The 20,109-nt window shown below is 41.2% G+C and carries 18 protein-coding genes and 1 tRNA gene; 9 read left to right on the top strand and 10 right to left on the bottom strand.

Annotated features, from left to right (window positions below; all coding sequences use genetic code 11):
* Positions 1-9: 9 nt before the first annotated feature.
* Genes ybeY through FFF34_012600 form a run of 3 tightly spaced genes read right to left on the bottom strand, consistent with a single transcriptional unit; the run spans position 10 to position 4,179 of the window.
* Complete coding sequence (ybeY, locus tag FFF34_012610; protein TSD64736.1) at positions 10-435, bottom strand: rRNA maturation RNase YbeY; 426 nt, start codon at positions 433-435, stop codon at positions 10-12.
* Positions 435-857, bottom strand: coding sequence for an ATP-binding protein (locus tag FFF34_012605; protein TSD64735.1), 423 nt, complete (start codon positions 855-857; stop codon positions 435-437). Before FFF34_012605 ends, ybeY begins: the two co-directional genes overlap by 1 nt.
* Before the next feature lies 1 nt (position 858).
* On the bottom strand, positions 859-4,179 hold the full coding sequence (locus FFF34_012600) for a DUF4175 family protein (GenBank protein ID TSD64734.1): 3,321 nt from the start codon (positions 4,177-4,179) through the stop codon (positions 859-861).
* A gap of 211 nt (positions 4,180-4,390) precedes the next feature.
* On the opposite strand from FFF34_012600, the gene FFF34_012595 reads away from it, so the two are divergent.
* Positions 4,391-4,825, top strand: a complete 435-nt coding sequence (locus tag FFF34_012595; GenBank protein ID TSD64733.1) for a MarR family transcriptional regulator — start codon at positions 4,391-4,393, stop codon at positions 4,823-4,825.
* 29 nt (positions 4,826-4,854) lie between these two features.
* Positions 4,855-6,114: an MFS transporter gene (locus FFF34_012590; protein TSD64732.1), complete on the top strand. Its 1,260-nt coding sequence runs from the start codon at positions 4,855-4,857 to the stop codon at positions 6,112-6,114.
* Positions 6,115-6,130: 16 nt separating this feature from the next.
* On the opposite strand, the gene FFF34_012585 is transcribed toward FFF34_012590, so the two are convergent.
* Positions 6,131-7,153, bottom strand: a complete 1,023-nt coding sequence (locus FFF34_012585; GenBank protein ID TSD64731.1) for a hypothetical protein — start codon at positions 7,151-7,153, stop codon at positions 6,131-6,133.
* Positions 7,154-7,347: 194 nt separating this feature from the next.
* Here FFF34_012585 and FFF34_012580 point away from each other — a divergent pair.
* Both FFF34_012580 and FFF34_012575 read left to right on the top strand, forming a co-directional pair.
* Positions 7,348-7,424: transfer RNA gene (locus FFF34_012580), tRNA-Pro, on the top strand.
* A gap of 399 nt (positions 7,425-7,823) precedes the next feature.
* Positions 7,824-8,270 carry a phosphatase PAP2 family protein gene (locus FFF34_012575; GenBank protein TSD65068.1) on the top strand — a complete coding sequence of 149 codons (447 nt, stop codon included), beginning with the start codon at positions 7,824-7,826 and terminating at the stop codon, positions 8,268-8,270.
* A 46-nt stretch (positions 8,271-8,316) separates the two neighbouring features.
* On the opposite strand, the gene FFF34_012570 is transcribed toward FFF34_012575, so the two are convergent.
* Positions 8,317-8,979, bottom strand: coding sequence for a hypothetical protein (locus FFF34_012570; GenBank protein ID TSD64730.1), 663 nt, complete (start codon positions 8,977-8,979; stop codon positions 8,317-8,319).
* Positions 8,980-9,225: 246 nt separating this feature from the next.
* On the opposite strand from FFF34_012570, the gene FFF34_012565 reads away from it, so the two are divergent.
* Entirely contained in the window at positions 9,226-9,699 is a 474-nt protein-coding gene (locus FFF34_012565) for a rhodanese-like domain-containing protein (GenBank protein ID TSD64729.1), read from the top strand.
* A 15-nt stretch (positions 9,700-9,714) separates the two neighbouring features.
* Here the strand turns inward: FFF34_012565 and FFF34_012560 are convergent, their stop codons facing one another.
* Together FFF34_012560 and FFF34_012555 are read right to left on the bottom strand one after the other, a co-directional pair.
* The gene (locus tag FFF34_012560; protein TSD64728.1) at positions 9,715-9,909 is read right to left on the bottom strand and encodes a hypothetical protein; all 195 of its coding nucleotides are present in this window, start codon (positions 9,907-9,909) and stop codon (positions 9,715-9,717) included.
* A gap of 78 nt (positions 9,910-9,987) precedes the next feature.
* The gene (locus FFF34_012555) at positions 9,988-10,335 is read right to left on the bottom strand and encodes a hypothetical protein (protein ID TSD64727.1); all 348 of its coding nucleotides are present in this window, start codon (positions 10,333-10,335) and stop codon (positions 9,988-9,990) included.
* A 156-nt stretch (positions 10,336-10,491) separates the two neighbouring features.
* Here FFF34_012555 and FFF34_012550 point away from each other — a divergent pair, with 156 nt between their 5' ends.
* The 4 genes from FFF34_012550 to FFF34_012535 all read left to right on the top strand — a co-directional run bounded on the left by FFF34_012550 (position 10,492) and on the right by FFF34_012535 (position 16,392).
* Positions 10,492-10,875, top strand: coding sequence for a VOC family protein (locus FFF34_012550; protein ID TSD64726.1), 384 nt, complete (start codon positions 10,492-10,494; stop codon positions 10,873-10,875).
* A gap of 54 nt (positions 10,876-10,929) precedes the next feature.
* Positions 10,930-13,680 (top strand): DNA ligase D, encoded by a 2,751-nt coding sequence (ligD, locus tag FFF34_012545; protein ID TSD64725.1) that lies wholly within the window; start codon positions 10,930-10,932, stop codon positions 13,678-13,680.
* A 133-nt stretch (positions 13,681-13,813) separates the two neighbouring features.
* The gene (locus tag FFF34_012540) at positions 13,814-14,176 is read left to right on the top strand and encodes a BlaI/MecI/CopY family transcriptional regulator (GenBank protein ID TSD64724.1); all 363 of its coding nucleotides are present in this window, start codon (positions 13,814-13,816) and stop codon (positions 14,174-14,176) included.
* On the top strand, positions 14,173-16,392 hold the full coding sequence (locus FFF34_012535) for a M56 family metallopeptidase (protein ID TSD64723.1): 2,220 nt from the start codon (positions 14,173-14,175) through the stop codon (positions 16,390-16,392). Before FFF34_012540 ends, FFF34_012535 begins: the two co-directional genes overlap by 4 nt.
* Before the next feature lie 57 nt (positions 16,393-16,449).
* Here FFF34_012535 and FFF34_012530 read toward each other — a convergent pair whose 3' ends face one another.
* The 3 genes from FFF34_012530 to FFF34_012520 all read right to left on the bottom strand — a co-directional run bounded on the left by FFF34_012530 (position 16,450) and on the right by FFF34_012520 (position 19,995).
* Positions 16,450-16,815 carry a response regulator gene (locus FFF34_012530; GenBank protein ID TSD64722.1) on the bottom strand — a complete coding sequence of 122 codons (366 nt, stop codon included), beginning with the start codon at positions 16,813-16,815 and terminating at the stop codon, positions 16,450-16,452.
* A 194-nt stretch (positions 16,816-17,009) separates the two neighbouring features.
* Positions 17,010-17,639 (bottom strand): NAD(P)H-dependent oxidoreductase, encoded by a 630-nt coding sequence (locus tag FFF34_012525; GenBank protein ID TSD64721.1) that lies wholly within the window; start codon positions 17,637-17,639, stop codon positions 17,010-17,012.
* A 100-nt stretch (positions 17,640-17,739) separates the two neighbouring features.
* Positions 17,740-19,995: a penicillin-binding protein gene (locus FFF34_012520; protein TSD64720.1), complete on the bottom strand. Its 2,256-nt coding sequence runs from the start codon at positions 19,993-19,995 to the stop codon at positions 17,740-17,742.
* Positions 19,996-20,109: the final 114 nt, after the last annotated feature.

Genomic DNA, 20,109 nt, shown 5'->3' with positions numbered 1-20,109 from the left:
AATTAGCTATTAAAAGTTTCTTTTACCTAAATAAAAATCTTCTTTTAAAGTCATTTTTTTCTTGTCGGCGGCAGTTTTGTCTTTATAGCCCAGTAGGTGCAGGGCGCCATGTATCATAACCCGGTGCATTTCCTGAGTTTCGGTTACCTCAAACTTGGCGGCGTTTTCTTTAATACGCTCGGCAGATATAAATATATCGCCTACAATAATACCGTCCTCTTCTGAGTTATCAAAGGTGATGATATCGGTATAAGTATCATGATCAAGGTATTGCCTGTTCATGTCCAGCAGGTATGCATCTGAACAAAACACGTAGGTAAGCTCACTTAGTTTATATCCCTCTGCAATTATGGTATCGGCTATCCATTTGCGTACGGCTGTTTTGTTTTTTAGCTTAAAGGTTACGTCCTCTTCAAAAAACTGTATGGCGGCCATTATATTTTAAAGTGCAATTCAACCTCGTTGCCTTTTACGTTAAATACGCATTGGTCGGCAAGGTGCTTAATAATAAACACGCCGCGGCCGGTTAGCTCTTCCAGCTTGTCGGGCGCGGTTGGGTCGGCCAGATTGTTGTAATCAAAGCCCGGGCCTTCATCGGTAATGGTCCACACTATGCGTCTGTTGTCCACTTCGGCATTAACAATAACCAGTTTATCAGGGTCAAGCTTATTGCCGTGAATTATCGCGTTAATAACCGCCTCATTAAGGCAGGTCATCATATTGGCAAAAGTGTCCTCGCTTACTTTATATTTGTCAGCTACCTCTTCTATCAAATTTTCAAGCAGGGTTATGCTTTCGTGTTTTGATGGAAGTTGTAAGGTGTACAATTCTCCGGATTGCACATTTGCCTGTTCCATGTCATTTTGAATTAAGTTGCTCAAAGTAAATCTTGGTTTTTTGTCGGTAATACAAATTAAGCGATGGCGGGACAGTTTTTAGCTGTTCTGTTTGCTTAGTTTTAACTTGTTCATAATCCTTCAAAGCCTTAATATATCCCGGCGGCATATCATTTGCTGCGCGGCTTTCCCTTTTTTGGTCTTGCTCGCGCTGTTGTTCTGCCTTTTCGGCCTCAAGCAGCCGGGTTTGTATTTGCTGCTGTCTTTTTATCGCTTCTTCGGTTATTTTTCTGTTTACGAGATCGTTCTCGGTTTGTTCCATTTCTTTTGAAATTTTGTCCAAATTGCCTAAGCCGCCCGTTCCGTCCTTGTTTTTATCCTGGTTAATTTGCTGCAACGTTTGCCTTATCATCTGCTGCTGCCGAGCCATTTTAGCCAGTTGCTCGCTCATCCCTAGCTGTCCGCTTTTTGCCTGTGGCTGGTTACCCTGCTGCTGCATTTGTTCGCGCGCTTTTTGCATATTTTGGTTAAGCTGCTGCTGCATTTTGCTTAACTGCGACAGCGAAGGCTGGTTTTGCTTGCCTTTGCCCTTACCACTTTTATTTTGTTGTTTTTGTAACTGCTCTAAAGCTTCACTCAGCATTAGTGCCAGGTTGTTCATGGCCGTCATGGCGTATTGCTGGTTGCGTATAGCTTCAGCCGTTTTGCGGTCGCCAAGGTTTTCAAGTGCCTGGTCAACCTGGGTATTAATGCCTGTAATTTCTTTATTAACTGTAGATTGTATTTGTGGTACCCTACGGCTAAGCGAATATAAGCTGTCTTCGGCAGTTTTTAAATTATCTTTTACATCCTTTTGCTGCTGCGCCAGTTTGGTGTAACTCGGGTCGGCAGGGTTTAACCCACGAATGGATTGCATAATTTTTTCTTGGTTAAATGAGCTGTTTACCAGCGACTTAAGCAATTCGCGTAGTTGGCGGGCATCAATATTATTTTGACTCTCTTCGCCCTCGGCACCATCTTGCTGTAGCTGTTTAGCCAATTGCTGCAATTGCTGTGCCGCTTTTTTCTGCGATTCGGCAGCTTGTTTGCGATTGTTTTTTTGCAGTTGATCGGCACTTTGTTTCATTTGCTCGTCAATAGCATTTTTCTCCTTTTCGGGGTTGGTAAATTCTTGCTTAGCTCCGCTTTGTTCGGCGGCCTTTTGCAGATCGTCCAAAGATTTTTTTACGTCCTGAAAATCGTTATTTAGTTTTTTTTGCTGTTCCAGGTCCTGCGCGCTGTTGCCGGCCTTTTGGCCGTTATCTGCAAGCTTTTTTTGCTGATCTGCCAGTTCGTTCAACTGATTAACGCTTTGATTAAGCTTTTGGTCAAAATCAAGCTTTTTATAAAGCTCCAGTATACGGTCAAGCTCTTTTTTAAGCGATTTATTATCCATCTGCATTTTGCTCAATCCGTCGCGTGTTTCGTCTTTTTGGTTTTGCTCCAGCATTTGCTGCAGGCTTTTTAACATATCACGGGTTTTTTCGTCCAGCACATTATTAAACAAGTCTTCTATCTGTTTTTGCTTGTCTAATAGTTCCTGGTTCTGCTCCTGGTTTTCCTGGCGGTTGTATAGATTTTTTTTGTTTTCGGCCTGTATATCCTTTACCAGATCCTCCAGATCTTTACGCCTTTGCAATAGCTCCTCTACTTGCTTTTTTTCATCAAAAGACAGATTATCTTTATCCAGGAGGGTTTGATTAAGTTTTTGTGCGCTGCGCTCTATTTGCCCGGCCAGCTTTACTGCCGACTGCATTTTTTGTTTAACCGCCTGCGTGCCCGCGTTTAGCTGTTGGGCAAGTGCGCCAGCATCAGGGATGTTTATAGTACGCTCGGGCGTACGAGTTGCTTTTGGGCCGGCCACGCCATCATTATCCGCAACTTCAAAGTAATAGGAAACGGCATCACCGGGCTTTATGCCCAGCTCGTTTAGGTTCCAGTAATAAAAAAAGCGGGCCTGATTGGCAGAAAGATCGGCTTTTACCTGTTTGGTGAATGATTTTTGTTGCTGTTTGCCGCCAATTTTATAGTGGAATGTAAGCGACGAAAAGCCATGATCGTCTTGCACCTCACCATTAAAATAAAAAGCTTTCATACTAACCGAATCGGGCTTTTCCTGCATTTCAATGGCGGGGGCTTCATCTGCTATAACCTGTATGCGGTATGCTGCAGGTTCGGCTTTGTTTACCGCTAAATTTACCGGGCTAATATTGTATAAGTTGTTTTTAAATAATCTTTCACGGTGTTCAAAAACATCATCAGCCGCAGGTTGTATAGTTTGGCTTTTATCGCCAAGGGTAAACAATAGCGATGTGGTGTTTTGGGTGTGAATTTTCCAGGTTACAGTAGTGCCGGCCGGCAGGGTTAAGTCCCCCGCGTTGGCCAGGGTCTCGTTTTTTTTATGCAGGTAGGCCGGGTAGTCCAACGCTGCATCAAAATGTAGGATAACCGGGCGCAGGTTTACCTTTATTTGGTATGGTGCTGATGTAAAACCGTTACCTGATAGCTTAAACGTAGTGCTTTGCTGCAAATTAGTAAACAGGTAATGAAAGCGGCTGAGGCTCTCTTTATCCAGTTTAAAAGTGTTGGTTTCCGTTTCGATATAAACATCCGACGGTATTTTATCACCGGTTAGTTTAATGTCCAGTTTAAAGTCGTCGCCTTGTACCGCCGAGAAACTTTTATTCATTACTACAAACTGAAAGGGGGCGACAGGTGCAAAGTATTCGTTGTGCCTAATCAGCCTTTTAGTACTTTCTGTTAAAACAGAGGGCGCTGCAAAAGCAATTATACATATAATTGCCGCCGGCGGGATAACCCACTTAAGATATTTACTATTCTCGCGAATGTTTACAGCCGAGGGGAAACTCACGGGGTTTAAGGTCTGTATCTTTTGGTTGATACTGGCCTCAATCAGTTCGCGGTGTTCGGCGTTATCGGCAGCCTGTTTTTTTAACTGCAGGGTGTTTAACAGTTTATCATGTACATCGTTAAAATGGTGGCCGATAATTTCGGCGGCTTCATCATGGCTTAGTGTTTTGGCCAGTTTTAACCTTGCAAGCAGCGGGGGTAAAACCAGCCATATCATTAAGCCCAGGTTAAGCAATATAAAAAAGTAAAAAAGCAGAGTACGCAGCAGGGTATTAAAGTTGCCAAAGTACTCCATTAGCGTAATAGCAATATAAGCCGAAAATATACCCGCACCCAAAAATATCAGCCCGCGCAGCAGGTTGTTGTAATGATATTTACGAATGAAGGAGTTGATCTTATCAATCAACAGGTCATAATTTTCGGTAGGGGCCATAACCGTTTATAAAGCTATCAACATTGTTGATTTAACGAAAATAACCATTAATTAATATACAAAAATGTTTTTTTGAATTTAGGTAATTACAACATCATATTAAGCCATATAAAATTAAAAACCAAGGGTATAAATGATAATCACATGATAAAAAAAGTAATCAAAGCTTCTATATTTGTAAGGCAAACTTATTAGTTTATCTTACTATAAAATGAGTAACATTAACCCGGATGAAATAGCAGCAGCGCTGCGTACTGTAGTAACAAGGCTTATTAAAAAGCTGCGTAAGCAATCGGCTATTGCCCAGCAGCTTTCGCTTACTATGCGTTCCACCATCGCTATGCTTTATCAAACCGAAATGCTGCCAAGCGAACTTGCCGCCGCCGAAAAGATAACCAATCAATCTATGTCGCAAATTTTGAACCATTTGCAGCAATTGGGGTTTATCAACCGCAAAACATCGGCAACCGACAAGCGTAAGGTGCTGGTAACTTTATCGGCTAAAGGGGAAGATTTTTTATTACAGATGCGCAGTGAGCGTAATATGTGGCTAAGTCGGGCCATAGCCCAAACATGCAACACGCACGAGCAGGAACTTTTATTAAATGCCATTGCCCCGCTAACAAAGCTCATTGATTTTGAGTAACCCGCAAGTTTGCATAAAGGGTTATTAATATGAATATAAGTACATTTAAAGCATTTCGCAGTCGTAACTATAGGTTATATTTTGCAGGCCAGTCTATATCGCTTATTGGCACCTGGATGCAGAAAACCGCAGTAAGCTGGGTAGTTTACACGCTTACACATTCTACATTTATGCTGGGGCTTACACTCTTTGCCAGCCAGTTCCCATCCTTTTTGTTGTCGTTGCTAGGCGGCGTAGTGTCTGACAGGTATAACCGTTTCAGGGTATTACTGGGCACACAAATAGCATCAATGATACAAGCCGTGTTATTAACGGCGCTGATATTTTTTAAACACTACCAGGTGTGGGAAATATTGGCCTTAAGCGTGGTGTTAGGTATCATTAACGCTTTTGATGTGCCTGCACGGCAATCATTGGTGTACGAGATGATAGACGATAAAAGGGATCTGCCAAATGCCCTGGCGCTCAATTCGTCAATGGTTAACCTGTCGCGCTTGATAGGCCCGGCTATTGCAGGGTTTGTTTTAGAGACACTGGGTGACGATGTTTGCTTTGCGCTTAACGCGGTAAGTTTTGTGGCGGTTATAGGGTCTTTGTTAATGATGAGGCTACCCAAGTATGTTGAGCAACCCCATGTTAAAAATGTTTACGACGAACTTAAAGAAGGATTTGCTTATTTAAAGGCCACCCCATCAATTGCCTTTGTTATAATGATGCTGGGGCTAATAAGCCTTTTAGTATTGCCTTTTAGCACCCTGCTGCCCTATTATGCCCGCGAAGTTTTTAAAGGCAACGCTACCACATTCGGGGTGATTGATAGTGTGATAGGCTTAGGAGCCTTTTCGGGGGCTATTTTCCTGGCATCTGTTAAAGCGGGCGCCAATTTAAAAAAGATACTATGTATTAACACCATGGTTTTTGGCGCCGGGCTGATATTGTTTTCGCACGAGCACATTTACCCGATGGCCCTGGTATTTGTTACCATTGCAGGCTTCGGCATGATGTCGCAGATAACCATTAGCAATACGCTCATACAAACAACGGTAGAAGCCGGCATGCGCGGCCGGGTGATCAGCTTTTACGCTATGGCTTTTTTTGGCATGCAACCCGTAGGCGGCCTGTTGGTTGGCGCGGTATCTAAATGGATAGGAGCGCCCAATACAATAATGGCCGAAGGTATTGTGGCATTACTTATTGGGCTGCTACATATTCGTTATCAACGTAAAGAGAAGCTAAAACAACAGCACAACGTAATGGCGGTTGATGAGCATCACCTGCAAACGGTTTGAGTTACAGCATAGGTTATCAAAGCTCTATTTTTGATAACCCTTTTCCTGCTATGTAAAGGGTTTTACCGTTGTTAGAAATGGCCAGCCGTTTTCCGTCAACATTCTCTGTTAGCCGTTTTACAATACCGTCTTCAATTTTAAAAACATTACCAAAACTGTTTACTCCATCAACGTCTTCCTCCTCGCCAAAGCTGCCCGTTTTGTAGTATACAACCTTGCTATTCTTACTCACCGTTATTCCGGAAATTACAGCAAACTCTACCGAATCAATAGGCCCCTCGGTAGGGAAGCTGATATGAGTTGATGGATGCTGGCCATAAAGCTTAGTATTGCCATAAGTAAAGGGAGGTGTAGATACAGTACTTTTTAATAATCCGTCGAAATAGGAGTTCCCGTTGGTCTCTAAATTTCCGCTCCAGATTTCGCCGGTACTTGGGCCCAGCCCAAAGGCTGTAATAAATTGCTCTACTACATTTGGAAAAGTTATATCGCCATAATGCCCGTCTTTTGTGATCTTAGCAATGGCGTAAGAAGTTGAATCGAAGCCAAACCGTACTGTTCCAAAAACAAGAGAGTGATCTGTTTCGTCAACCTCAATTTCGAAATTACCAAAGGTATTGGGTGTAAAGTTTTCAAGCGGAGCCTGGCCGACCTTGTAGTAGCCAATTTCTTTACCCGATTTTATTATCTTGATACCGGTATTGGCCCTCAAATAAAAAGTAAAGTCTTTTGAAATTGTTAAAAATTTGGGATCGAAATCTTTGTATACCGAAGCAGGTAAAGGAACATCAACCAGGTCGGTGCCTACTAACCGTTTCAATTTTCCGCCTTCTAGTAAAAATACTTTGTCATCATAACAAATATGGATGTCGGTAAAATTGTGCAGCCCCGGCGCGAAAATAGTAGTCGGGGTAATAGAGACACTTGTTTTCTCATCGAGCTTTGTGGGCGACTGGGTGTCGACAAATTCTTTTTTACAAGAAAAGATGCAGCAGCTTACCAACAAGACGGCTGCTAAACGTAAAGCTATAACTTTCATATTACAATAAATTAGTTTTACAATTGGTATTGCCAAGCTATGAAGAATATAAATTGTTCATTTTATCAAACCCGCTGTTGTATAGCTATTTGTGAAATGCTGGGCCGTGTTTGTGAAGGGGCGCAAAATTAAACGAACACTTTATAAATTAAATTTCATATTTATATTTGCAGCGTTCGGGTTCCTGAATATTTCGGGATGTAGCGTAGCCCGGTATCGCGCCAGCATGGGGTGCTGGAGGTCGTGGGTTCGAATCCCGCCATCCCGACGAGAAAAGTAAAAAGCCTTGAGCCGTAAGTCTCAGGGCTTTTGTGTGTCGGCCGGCCCCCATTTAAAACTTAACAATTTTATTGTTAAGTTGGCGTTGCATAAGCCAATGCCTTAAGCTGGGCTTTATTATATATAGCTCGTTGATCTCATTATGAAAACAAGCAATTGCACCAGGTTTATAAATGCATTATTTGTTCTGCAAATGTTGTTTGCTATACCTTTTGCAGCAAACGTTGTGGCGCAAATAAAAACAGAGGAGCAACCTAAAGCTCCCGAGCAAACTAAAACCACTACACAAGTAAAGGTTCAGGCAGCGCAGGTAAATAACTTTGTTCAGCGGTTTGATGATAAAGTTTTGATAGACCTGGCGTTGAAACGCAATGATGGCGAAACAAAACAAATGCTGTTTTTATCTAATTCGTTACCCTATGTTTCATACAGCATACCTGTTGCATTATTAGTTGGCGGCATTGTTGGGCACGATAGCCAGATGCGGCAGAACGCCTTATATGTGGGTAGCAGCGCAGCCATTACCCTTGGCGCTACCTTGTTAATCAAAACTATTTTTAAGCGCCGCCGGCCCTTTGTCCAAAATTTAAAAATTGTTGCGGTTTACAATGCGGGCAGTACTTCGTTCCCTTCGGGTCATACATCAACAAGTTTTGCGGTTGCAACGGCATTATCGCGGGCATATCCAAAATGGTATGTAATTGCACCGGCTTATTTATGGGCAGGGTCGGTAGGCTACTCGCGTATGTACCTGGGGGTGCATTATCCAAGTGATGTTTTTGGCGGGGCGGTATTGGGTACCACTACATCGTTGTTATTAAGGCCAGCTATCCATTAAACGTAGTATGTTAACCACATTTTATTACTAAAAAGCGGCCCCGTTATTAGTAGAAACATATCCACAAGAAGTACGCAATAAATACAAATATGAAAACGGTTATAAAGAACTGAAGTATGGAAGCCATAAATCCGGATTCCTTTTTTTGCGACTGCATATTATTTAAAATACGGTTTCTGATCAGGGCAGGGTCTGGCGCTAATGGGTTTACCTGCGGCTGTAGTAAATTAAACAGTTCCGTTGCTTTATTTCTTGATTGTCTTACTTCTGCTTTTATTTGCTCTATTATTGATCGGTTTTTTTGGAGGTAAACCAGCTGATTTAACTTTAAGGCGTTATACAATGCCATAAACCCATAAGGCTTGTTATCGTTATATCCCAGGTATATGATCTGTATCCAGCTATTAATATCGCTTATTATATTATTGTTATAATTACTGCTGTTACCGCCGTCAACTTTATATAAAATCAATGAATTTGCCTTCTCGTTAAAGTCGGTAATATATTTATTAACTGCAGTTGTATAGCCGCCCGCCAGGTCTTCCCGGGTTTCTATGATCTCGATCATCTCATTGATCATAGCTCTTACATTATTTAATTCGGCAGTAACCTGCGCAAAGTCTTGCACTACAGGCTCTTTTTGTTTAAAGTTGAGTATGATACAAGAGTCAAACTGTTGTATATTTTCCAGTAATTGCAGGTCGGCCATGGGTAAATATTGAGTTAACTAATATACATTTTATTGCATAATAAGTAATAAATACTATAATAATAATTAATACGGCATAAGTGACCGCAATGTTACATTATTCCTTTAAGTTTTAAACAAAAAAAGAAATTTTTTTAAATGCTTGATTTTAAGGGTTAAACAGCGCTTTTTGATGTCGTATCATAATTGTATAAAAAATTAACCCGATATTTATGAAACACCTCTTTGAAGAAAAAAATAATACATATGAAAAAACAAATTATAATATTAACTCTATCTTTATTCGTATTAATATTAACGAATAAAAATGTCCAGGCACAAACATCCGCCACTCCAATTACAGCCGGAATAAGTGTGCCGTGGACTGATAACCAGTTAATTGAGCCGGCAGAATTAGATGCCAGGCTTAAAGATGATAAAGCAACGCAACCCATTATATTTAATATTGGAGCGGTAGAGGATATTAAATTTGCGAAACATATTGGCGCAGTAAATAATACCGAAAATTTAGGCAAATTAAAAGCAGCGCTTGCCGGTTTGCCAAAAAGCACCGCTATAGTAATTTATTGTGGGTGCTGCCCTTATACCAAATGCCCCAATATACGCCCGGCATTTTTCGAATTGCAAAAAGAAGGGTTTGCTAATATTAAAGTGTTAAACCTGCCAACCAACTTGCATACTAACTGGACAAGCAAGGGATATCCAATGGCTGATAAATAAAGCACTAATAGCTGTTTAATGTTTAAAGACAGCGTTATATTCTTCTGGCTCTTCATCGTCCTCTTCTTTTTTTATGACTGTTTCTGTATTTATAATGTTGCGGTGTTTTGGTGGAGTAGGCGCGGCACCGGTTATGGCTACGCCGCCTAATGCTAATAATAAAAATAATATTAGCGAGCAAAGCCTCAATATTTTTTTGAGCTTTTTCATAAATATAATATATAGCGTAAGGCCGTGCGTCGCACAGCAAAATGTGTTAAGAAAGAATTAAATAGGAGTAAGCGAAGCTTACGTCAGAGAAGAAGCAGGCATCTCCAGATCAGTACGGGCAGGGCGTTGCCGTAATAAACCGTTTGGCAGTAATTTGACTATTTGCTTTTGATGGTTGTAGTATATGCTTACTAAATGACCATAATTAGCTGTAGCCACAGCATTACTGGTGTTTAAAAACCAAGGATTTTGTTTATGGCTTTTTAAAGAGGCGCTTTTATAGATAACAGCACCTTTTGTATTAGGAAGTCTTTTGTAAAATGCTTCTGTTTGGGTAGCATAGTGTTGTTGTTGAGCAACCGCAACGCCAGAGAACGTAAAGAAACTAAGTAATACAGCCAAAAGCCACAAGCCTTTTTTAGCCATGTTGCAGTACTTTGAGTATGTTTTACTAACCGTCATCCGGGTTAAATATAAGCATTTGGCAGTATGTCTCAAATTTGCACCTAATTGGTCGCGTTTATATACTTATATATTAGTTTATTGGCTGCACATTTGCGGGGTAACTATAAAAGCAATACCATGTTAAAAGATTCAAAAGCATTTAGCGGGTTTTCTGTTGACGATACCCATAAAGCAAAACAGTTTTACGGCGACCTGTTGGGTTTAGAAGTAACTATTGATGAAAAGATGTACGATCTGCTTACCCTGCATTTGCCCGGTGGTAATAAGGTGTTGGCCTATCCCAAGCCCAACCACCAGCCTGCAACATTTACCATATTGAACTTCCCGGTACCAAACATCGAAGAAACGGTAAAGGCCCTTAAAGAGAAAGGCATTCAGTTTGAAACTTACGATATGGAAAACTTTAAAACGGATGAAGACAATATCTTTCGTGGCGGCGGCCCCTTAATAGCTTGGTTTAAAGACCCCGCTGGCAACATCCTATCGGTTATACAACAATAGGTAGTAAAACCATATGGCCGGCACTGTGTTTATTTTAATAATAATCATATTGTCATGAGCCTGGAAAAATACGTCGCCAAACGCGATTTTACTAAGACTACAGAACCTAAAGCCGGCAAAAGCGCGGATAAGGATAAACTGATGTTTGTGATTCAAAAGCACGACGCATCGCGCCTGCACTATGATTTTAGGCTGGAAATGGAGGGCGTATTAAAAAGCTGGGCTGTACCCAAAGGTCCCTCTACCGACCCTAAGGTTAAAAGGCTGGCTATGATGGTAGAAGACCACCCTATGGATTACCGCCAGTTTGAAGGCATCATTCCGCAAGGCGAATATGGCGGCGGCACAGTGATTGTTTGGGACGAAGGCACCTACGAACCGATTGAAGAAATAAAGGGAAAAAAGGCCCAGGAAAAGCACCTGCTGCAACAGCTAAAATCGGGCTCGTTAAAAATAAAACTACATGGCGAAAAACTGGAAGGCGAGTTTGCCCTTGTTAAAACCCATGGAATGGGCGAGAATGGCTGGTTGCTGATTAAGCACAAGGATGATTATGCCTCAACAAAAGATATTACTAAAAAAGACAAATCGGTGCTTTCGGGCAAAACCATCGAAACGATGGAAAAAACCAGTGAGAAGGTTTGGAGGGATGGCGGAGAACAGGACGTAGAAAAGGAAGAGCCCAAAAAGGCATCAAAAAAAAACCCACGAAAGCCGGTTGAAGAATTAACAGAAGAGGCAGAGGAGACTATTCCCAAAGAAAAGGTTGATATTCCGGCGATCTTAAAAAAAGCATCCAAGGGTGATATACCCACAGGTATGAAACCAATGCTTGCTACGCTGGTAAATGAACCATTTGACGACCCAGATTGGGTGTACGAAGTTAAATGGGATGGTTACCGCACGCTGGCTTTTATAAATAAAGGCGAAGTGCAGCTACTATCGCGTAATAACAAATCATTCAACGATAAATATTACCCAATTACCAATTTGTTATCGCAGTGGAAACTAAACGCTGTTATTGATGGCGAAATATTGGTTTTGAATGATAAGGGAGTATCAAATTTTAGTGCGTTGCAAAATTGGCGCAGCGAGGCAGACGGCGAACTGGTACTATATGTATTTGATATTGTATGGTACGAAGGAAAAAATCTGATGGAGCTACCATTAAGCGATCGCCAGGCTATACTAAAAGAAGTACTGCCAACGGATGATGACCGTATACGCATAAGCCAAATTTTTAAAGCCAATGGTACCGAATTTTTTGATGCTGCCGGCAAAATAGGCTTAGAAGGTATTATGGCCAAAAAGGCCGATAGTACCTATTTGCCCAATAACCGGTCTAAAGATTGGTTGAAAATAAAGGTTAACAAACGGCAGGAAGTTGTGATCGGCGGTTTTACAAAAAACGAGGGAACCGCTAAGCAATTCAGCTCGCTTTTGTTAGGCGTTTACGAGAATGGTATTTTCCAATACGTGGGCAAGGTGGGCACAGGGTTTTCTGACAAACTGCAAAAAGAGATGATGTCAGCCTTTAAGCCGTTAATAACAGATAAAATACCATTTGAAAGCGAACCCGATGTAAATAAGCCATCCCGTTTCAGGCCAAACCCGCCTAAGGCAAAAGCAACCTGGCTAAAGCCCGAACTGGTTTGCGAGGTGAGTTTTGCCGAAGTGACCAGCGACGGTGTTTTTCGACACCCATCTTTTGAGGGTATGCGCAGCGATAAAAAAGCAAAGGATGTGGTACGCGAAATGGAGGCGGATACCGCTGATATAGTTGAGAAAGAACCAGAAAAAAACGAAATAGCCCCACAGGAAAAACCAGAAAAAAGTGAAATAATTACAGCGCCAAAAGAGAAAACAAAGCGGACTCTTTTAAACCCCAATGAAGAAACGCAGGTAAAAAAGATCTGTGGCCACGACTTAAAATTTACCCATCTGAGTAAAGTTTACTGGCCCGAAGATGGCATCACCAAGCGCGACATGTTTAACTACTATTACCAGGTAGCCGAGTATATTTTACCTTATTTGAAAGATAGGCCGCAGTCGCTAAACCGTTTCCCTAATGGTATACATGGGCCAAGCTTTTACCAAAAAGATGTTAGGGGAAAATCGCCTGACTGGGTAAAAAAATTCCCTTATACCACCAGCGAGGGCGAGGATAAAGACTATTTAGTGGGCCAGGACGAAGCTACCCTGCTATGGATGGCATCATTAGGCTGTATAGAAATGAACCCCTGGTTTAGCCGCATTCAATCGCCGGACAACCCCGACTATTGCGTTATAGACCTCGACCCGGACAAAAACACATTCGACCAGGTAATTGCAGCTGCACAGGAAGTAAAAAAAGTGCTGGATGCCATAGAGGTACCCGCCTTTTGCAAAACATCCGGTTCAACAGGGATGCACATATATATACCCCTTAATGCTAAATACGATTACGATCAATCGCAGATGTTTGCCCGGCTTATTGTAAATATAGTACATCAGCAAATACCCGATTATACCTCATTAGAGCGTATGGTTAAAAACCGCGGCGGCAAAATGTACCTCGACTTTTTACAAAATCGCCCGGGCGCAACCATAGCAGGCCCGTATTCGCTGCGACCAAAACCTGGCGCAACCGTATCTATGCCGCTACATTGGGACGAAGTGAAGCCCGGCCTAACCATGAAAGACTTTACCATAAATAATTCCATCGACCGGCTAAAAAAAGAAGGCGACCTTTTTAAAGGCGTTTTAGGGAAAGGGATAGATCTGGAAAAAACCATTAAAAAGGCCAAAAGTATTTTCGATAAGTAAAACCTGTAGACGCACAAGCGGCAGTAAAATTATTTACCTCATAATCAGAGTATTAAATTATAAACGAGCAAAATACTAATCAATTAGTTGCAATACTAATCTATTAGTATTAACATTGTTTTAATTTATTGTTATGCAAAAACTGGCCAAGCGCGAAGAGCAAATAATGCAGGTATTTTGGAAACTGGGAAAAGCTTTTATAAAGGAGATCATCCCCGAAATGCCCGAACCTAAACCACACTATAATTCGGTGGCAACCATGGTAAAGATACTGGAGGAAAAAGGTTTCCTGGATCATGATACCATTGGTAACATATATAACTACTACCCTAAGGTAAGCCGCGAAGATTACCAGAAGCATGCCATGAAAGATATTGTAAGCCAATATTTTGATGATTCGTACCCAAGCATGCTGGCTTTTTTTGCCAAAGAGCAAAAAATATCCGAAACGGAGCTGGAAGAGATATTAAACCTTATTAAAAACCAAAAGAAATGATACCATACATATTACATGTTGCGCTGCTTATTGCAGTGTGCCTTTTGTTCTATAAAGTATTGTTGCAAAAGGAGACCTTTTACCACCTTAACAGGTGGATATTGCTGGGTTGTTTGGCTATAACGTTTTTATTGCCGCTTATACGTGTGCCACAGCATTGGGCATTACGTAAAGCCCCCGAGCCAACGGTAAATGTTGTTACGCCTATTAATATCAATCAGCAGGAGGTTCGCTCGCAAGTAACCAGTGTTCCGCAAAAGCAAGGTGCTACAGTTAGTGCCCCTGCAGCAGCAAAAAATGTTACTGAACAAGCGCAAAATATATTACCACAGGTATTAAAATGGGTGGTATATGTGTATTGGTTTGGTGTGGTTGCCTTTGGGTTGAACTTGCTGCTGCAGGTAATTGTATTACTTATGCAGGCGTATAAAAACCCGGTTATAAAAGACGGGCAATATCGCATAATTGAACTGGATGGAGATAAAGCCCCCTGTTCATTTGGAAACAATATTTTTATTAACCCGGCTAAATACGACTGGGAAACCTATAGCCAGATACTACTACACGAGAAGATACATATAAAGCAGGGCCACAGCTTTGATTTATTGATGGCCGAACTGATGCTGATTTTTCAGTGGTTTAACCCATTTGCCTGGTGGTATCGTAAAGAGCTGGAAAACAACCTTGAATTTTTAACCGACAGCGATGTGCTGAACAATAAAGAAGTAGAGCGCGAAGTATACCAAATGAGCTTATTAAAAGTTTCGGTACCGCATTTATCGCTTCGTGTAACTACAAACTACAACCAATCACTCTTAAAAAAACGAATAGTTATGATGAACGCAAAAAGATCAAACATTCATACCAGCTGGAAATACTTTTTTCTGATGCCATTAATGGCATTTATGGTATGTGCATTAAACCAGCCTGTGGCATTAAGCCAGGAGACTGCGAAAAACAAAAATTATAAATGGGAAGATCACAGCACCGGGGCTTGGTTTGCTACTATAAAGGGAGACAAGCTATCGATTCAGTTTAAAAAAGCCGGCGATGACGACGACACATGGATGAATAGCTCGGATTTTAAGGTTAGCGATTTTACCGCACTGCCAACTAACACAAAAGGCGATTTTAAGCTGATACGCGAAGCAGGCACCATGAACTTTACCGGCAAGTTTGAGGGCAACAAAGGATATGGCGATTACAAATTTGTAGCCGATCCATCATTTGCAACCTACTTGCGAAACGAGGGGATCACCAAAATTGATAAAGAGGATGACCTTGCCTTTTTTATGATCAACATTAAAAGAGGGTATGTAACCATGCTAAAGAATAATGGCTACAAAAACTTGTCAAAAGACGACCTGATAGCCGCCGCAGCACTAAAGGTTGATGAACCTTATATAAAGTTTTGGGCACAAAGCGGCTTCCCTAAACCATCTATTAACGATCTGGTATCGGGCAAAGCATTGGGCATTAGCGCGGGCTATTTTGCCGAGGTTAAAAAAGCAGGTTATACCAACCTTACTTTTGATCAGCTGGTTAGCTTTAAGGCCCAGGGAATAACAGGCCAATATCTTAGCAAAATGAACGGTAAAGCCCCTGTTACGGGACGGGAAGCGGCTAAGGCGACAGAAAAAGGAGCAGCGCGCATCCCTGTAGATGATATAATATCGTATAAAGCACTAAATGTTGATGATGCCTATGTAAATGCATTAAAAGCCGAGGGCTATACTAACCTTGAGCGAGGTAAATTGGTAAGCATGAAGGCGGTGGGCGTTGACGCTGCTTATATACGCAGCCTTAAAGCGGCCGGCTACAAAAATGTATCGGCTGATGATTTGATCTCGGCAAAATCGATGGGAATTAAAGGCGACTACGCTAAAGATTTTACAGATGCCGGTTATAAAAACATATCGCTAAGTACGCTGGTATCGTTGAAAGCATTAGGGGTTACCGCCGATTTTATTTCAAGCTTTAAAAAAGCCGGCTACGATATTAATATTAACGACGCAACATCATTAAAAGCATTAGGTATCACTCCCGAATATCTGAAAAGTTTTGGCTCTGTCGGCTTCGACAAGATATCCATTGGTGATGCAACAGCACTAAAATCAATGAATATAACGCCGGAATATATTTCTAAGATGAAAGAGAAGGGGTTTAAGTCAAACGATATTAGTAAATATATCCAGCTAAAGGCTGCGTTTGAGTAATAGGTACAAAAATAAAAAAGCCGGGCATTTATAATGTCCGGCTTTTTTTTCAGTTTATTAGGCGGCTAACTGAAAATTAACCTTTTTAAGAAGATCATTCATATCAAATGGCTTCGGTAATATGTCGTTAGGTGCGCCATCCTGGTACATCGCCTTATGTAAATCATCGCTCGCTGAACAAATAATTACCGGCAAGTGCTCGGTAGCTTTATTTTGTTTTAATAATTTACAAATATCACGGCCATCCATTCCGGGCAGCCAGGCATCTAATATAACCAGGTCGGGGTGATTAATGTTTATTTCATTCACAACCCCTGTGCCGGTGCTAAATGTTATTACTTCGTAGCCATATGCATCCAATATAACACCCATTAATTCTAAAATAAGGGCATTATCGTCAACTATTAATATCTTTTTGGGCATGGCAAATAATTTACATTACTTACGCAAATGCCATGCCGTTAATTAACCTTTGATTAAAAAATATTCAGAAAGCGCAAAATCATGCAAAACGAAAGTTAAAACACAGCAAAGGCGGGGCCTTTGACCATACCAATATACAAACCATGGCAAATTGATATAACCGAACGCACCCGCCTTTGTAGCCAGTTTGGGAATTATATGCGTATAAACAATTCTGCAGCGGGGCGGCGCACCTTTGCAAGTTGTGCGTATGTGTCATCCTCGGCACGGTAGCCAATTGTTGCCATTACGGTTGCCGTTAAGCCTTTTTCTTTTAAGCCCAGTATCTCATCAAATTTACTGGCATCAAAGCCTTCCATGGGACAGCTGTCTATGTCAAGGTCGGCAGATGCAGTAATTAACACCCCTAAGGCAATGTAAGCTTGTTTTTGTGCCCATATTAACAATTGCTCGGGCGTGCGGTTATTAATGGCTCCCATCACCATTGTTTTATAACCTTCAAGGTTTTGGGCACTTGTATTGCGGGTCTCAGCAACAAGGTTAATGTACTTAGAGGCAAAATCCTCATTCATATTGGTTTCAGCTGCAAAAACGATCAGTTGCGATGCATCGGTTATTTGTGACTGGCCATAACCGGCTTCGCGCAGTTTGGCGCGTATAGCGGCATCTTCTATAACCAATATGCGGTAATGCTGTAAACCTAATGATGATGGTGCAAGTTGTAAAGCACTTAATAAAGCCTCTAATTTATCGGCGGCAATTTTTTTAGTGCTGTCGAATTTCTTCGTGGCATATCGCCAGTTTAATTTATCCGTTAATGACATGAGTTTGCGTATTTATATATGGGCAAACATATATGTTTAAACACGCAACCGCGTCATGCTTAGGTAATGTAACTGTCAGTGTAAAATAATAATAAAGTGTTTAAGGCATTTTATCTTTAAGGTCGCGCTCTTTTTGTTTGCTTTCTTCTTTCAAGCGCTTCTTTTCTTCCTTAATTTCTTTTTTGGTTTTGCCTGCCGTATCTATATTATTTATGCGGTTCTTGTAATCGGCTTTAACCTGTTCAATTTCTTGTTTTAGGCGTGTTTTAATAGCCTCGTTGGTCTCTTTAATCTTTTCTTCTACTTTAGCCTGAGTGGTGTCCTTTTTACCAAATAACCGCTGAAAGAAGTTTGGTTTTTTGGTCTCTTCAACTACTGGTATTACCATGTTGTCGTCTTCATCAGTTTGGTGCATCAAACTATCGGCAACGGCGGTATCAATAGGTGCTATTTGCTGGCGAAGCCCCTCGCGAAGGCGTACGCTGTAAAAACCATAGGCATTAGTATCCCGGCTGGTGTACCCCCTGCTGGCCATTAAGCGGCCAATAAGGTTAAAATAGCCATGCAAGCCCTGCCTTAACGTTCCATCGGGCTGAAAAGCATATAAGCCGGCTTTAGGATTAGGCACAATACTGGCCAGATAAATACTTTCGCCAATAGTTAACTCCGATGGTGATTTGCCAAAATAGTAATGCGAAGCTTCGCCAATGCCATAAATGCCACGGCCCCATTCAATTATATTAAAGTATACCTCCAGCATCCTGTTTTTGGTCATGATGCGGTTATTCTCTATCAGCCAAACAATTAATATTTCTTCAATTTTGCGTGAAAGGGTTTTATTACGGCTTAAAAATGAGTTCTTGATCAACTGCATAGATATGGTGCTACCGCCCCTTTTAAATTTCTTCTCCTTTATATCTGTAGCAAATGATTTGCGGATAGACTCGTCAACAAAGCCATGATTGGTATAGAAAGAGGGATCTTCGGCTGTCATCACCGCATTTCGCAGGTTGGGCGAGATGTCTTGTAAAGGCGTAAAATCAGGGTTTTGCGGGCCAACAACAAACGAAGGCATTGGCTTTCCCCTTTCGTATGGGGTATAGGTGAAAACGCCATTTAGCTTGCCCAGGTCGGCTTTGCCGTATTTTAGTATTTTAAAGTTATCCTTGTCTAAACGCGAATCAAACACCATATCATCTATATGTGCCATGTTTAAAAACATGTTAAGGTTATAGTTTAGCTTGCCCGATACCTTCATCCCCTCTAACGACTCAAACATCCCGGTAGGGAAAGAATCAAACACATCCTGGGCATTTATCCACCCTGTGCGTATCTTCATCTCATATATCTTAACAGGGTTAAGTGTATATTTTAAAAATGGGTTAGCCGTAAGCTTTTTTAAGTGTATTACAGACGAACTGTCTAACGAAAGATAGTTAGAGCCTACAAAAACGTTAGCATCAATTGATCCGTTGGGCACTATAATATCACTTACCGAAAGCCCCGGGTGGTTAACCAAAAGGTTGCGCACGGCGCAATAGGTATAAATCTTAGTTTCGCCGTCGCCATGCTTAACCTTTATCAGTTTGGTGGTCAGCGTATCAAAGTTCAGTTTTAGCTTATATTTCTTTTCGATAATGGGTAACTCTACCTTTTTGCCGTCGGCGTAAAGCCTTACATCAATATCTTTATCTGATGGGTGCATTATACCATCAAAATGCCAGGTTGATGCCCCATCATCAACCTTAATGGTCGACGATAACTTACCATCTTTTATCAGTGCGTTTTGGGCAAGCAGCTTAAGATGGGTAGTATCATCGGTAAAAGAAATAAGGAAGTTGTTAAGTGTAAGATTATCCGGTATCTTATACAAAACCTCGTTGATGAGGTTATCGGATACATCCGACAGGTCAATTTTGGTATTTTTGGTAGTATCTCGTTTCTTTTTAAAAAGGAAGTCGAAATTTTTAATACCCTTAATGCTGGTTAAGTTTAAGTGGGCATCCTTAAGAGATACATCGGCCAGTTTAACATTGCCAAATATAAGGGGTAGTATTTTTACGCTTACACTAAATGCCTTTACCGAAAGCAAGCTATCGCGCTGATAAGGCACTACAGCAATATCTGAAAAAGCTACCGAGCTGAGGCCGGTAAAATGTGCCGAACCTATTTTTACATCTAAATTATAATCTCTTTTTGCTTTTGCCTTAGCTTTGTAAATGGCTTTTTGCAGCAATGCTTCGCGTTTAGAATAAGCTACATACCCGCCAATTAAAATAATAACTACTATAACAGCAGCTACTATACCAGCAATACGAATATATTTGGGATTGATGTTGATACGGATCGCGCGCATTTGTGAAATTTACTCCAAAACTAAACTAAATCTAATGTGCTGCAAACGCTTAGTTTCAGCAAATGTTTTCTTAACAAACGCAAGCAGCTACCTGTTTTCGTATTTTTGCAATTA

The sequence above is a fragment of the Inquilinus sp. KBS0705 genome, from assembly GCA_005938025.2.
GTDB lineage: Bacteria > Bacteroidota > Bacteroidia > Sphingobacteriales > Sphingobacteriaceae > Mucilaginibacter.
The sequence above is the reverse complement of the archived record's forward strand: the minus strand, read 5'-3'. Positions and strand labels throughout refer to the sequence as shown.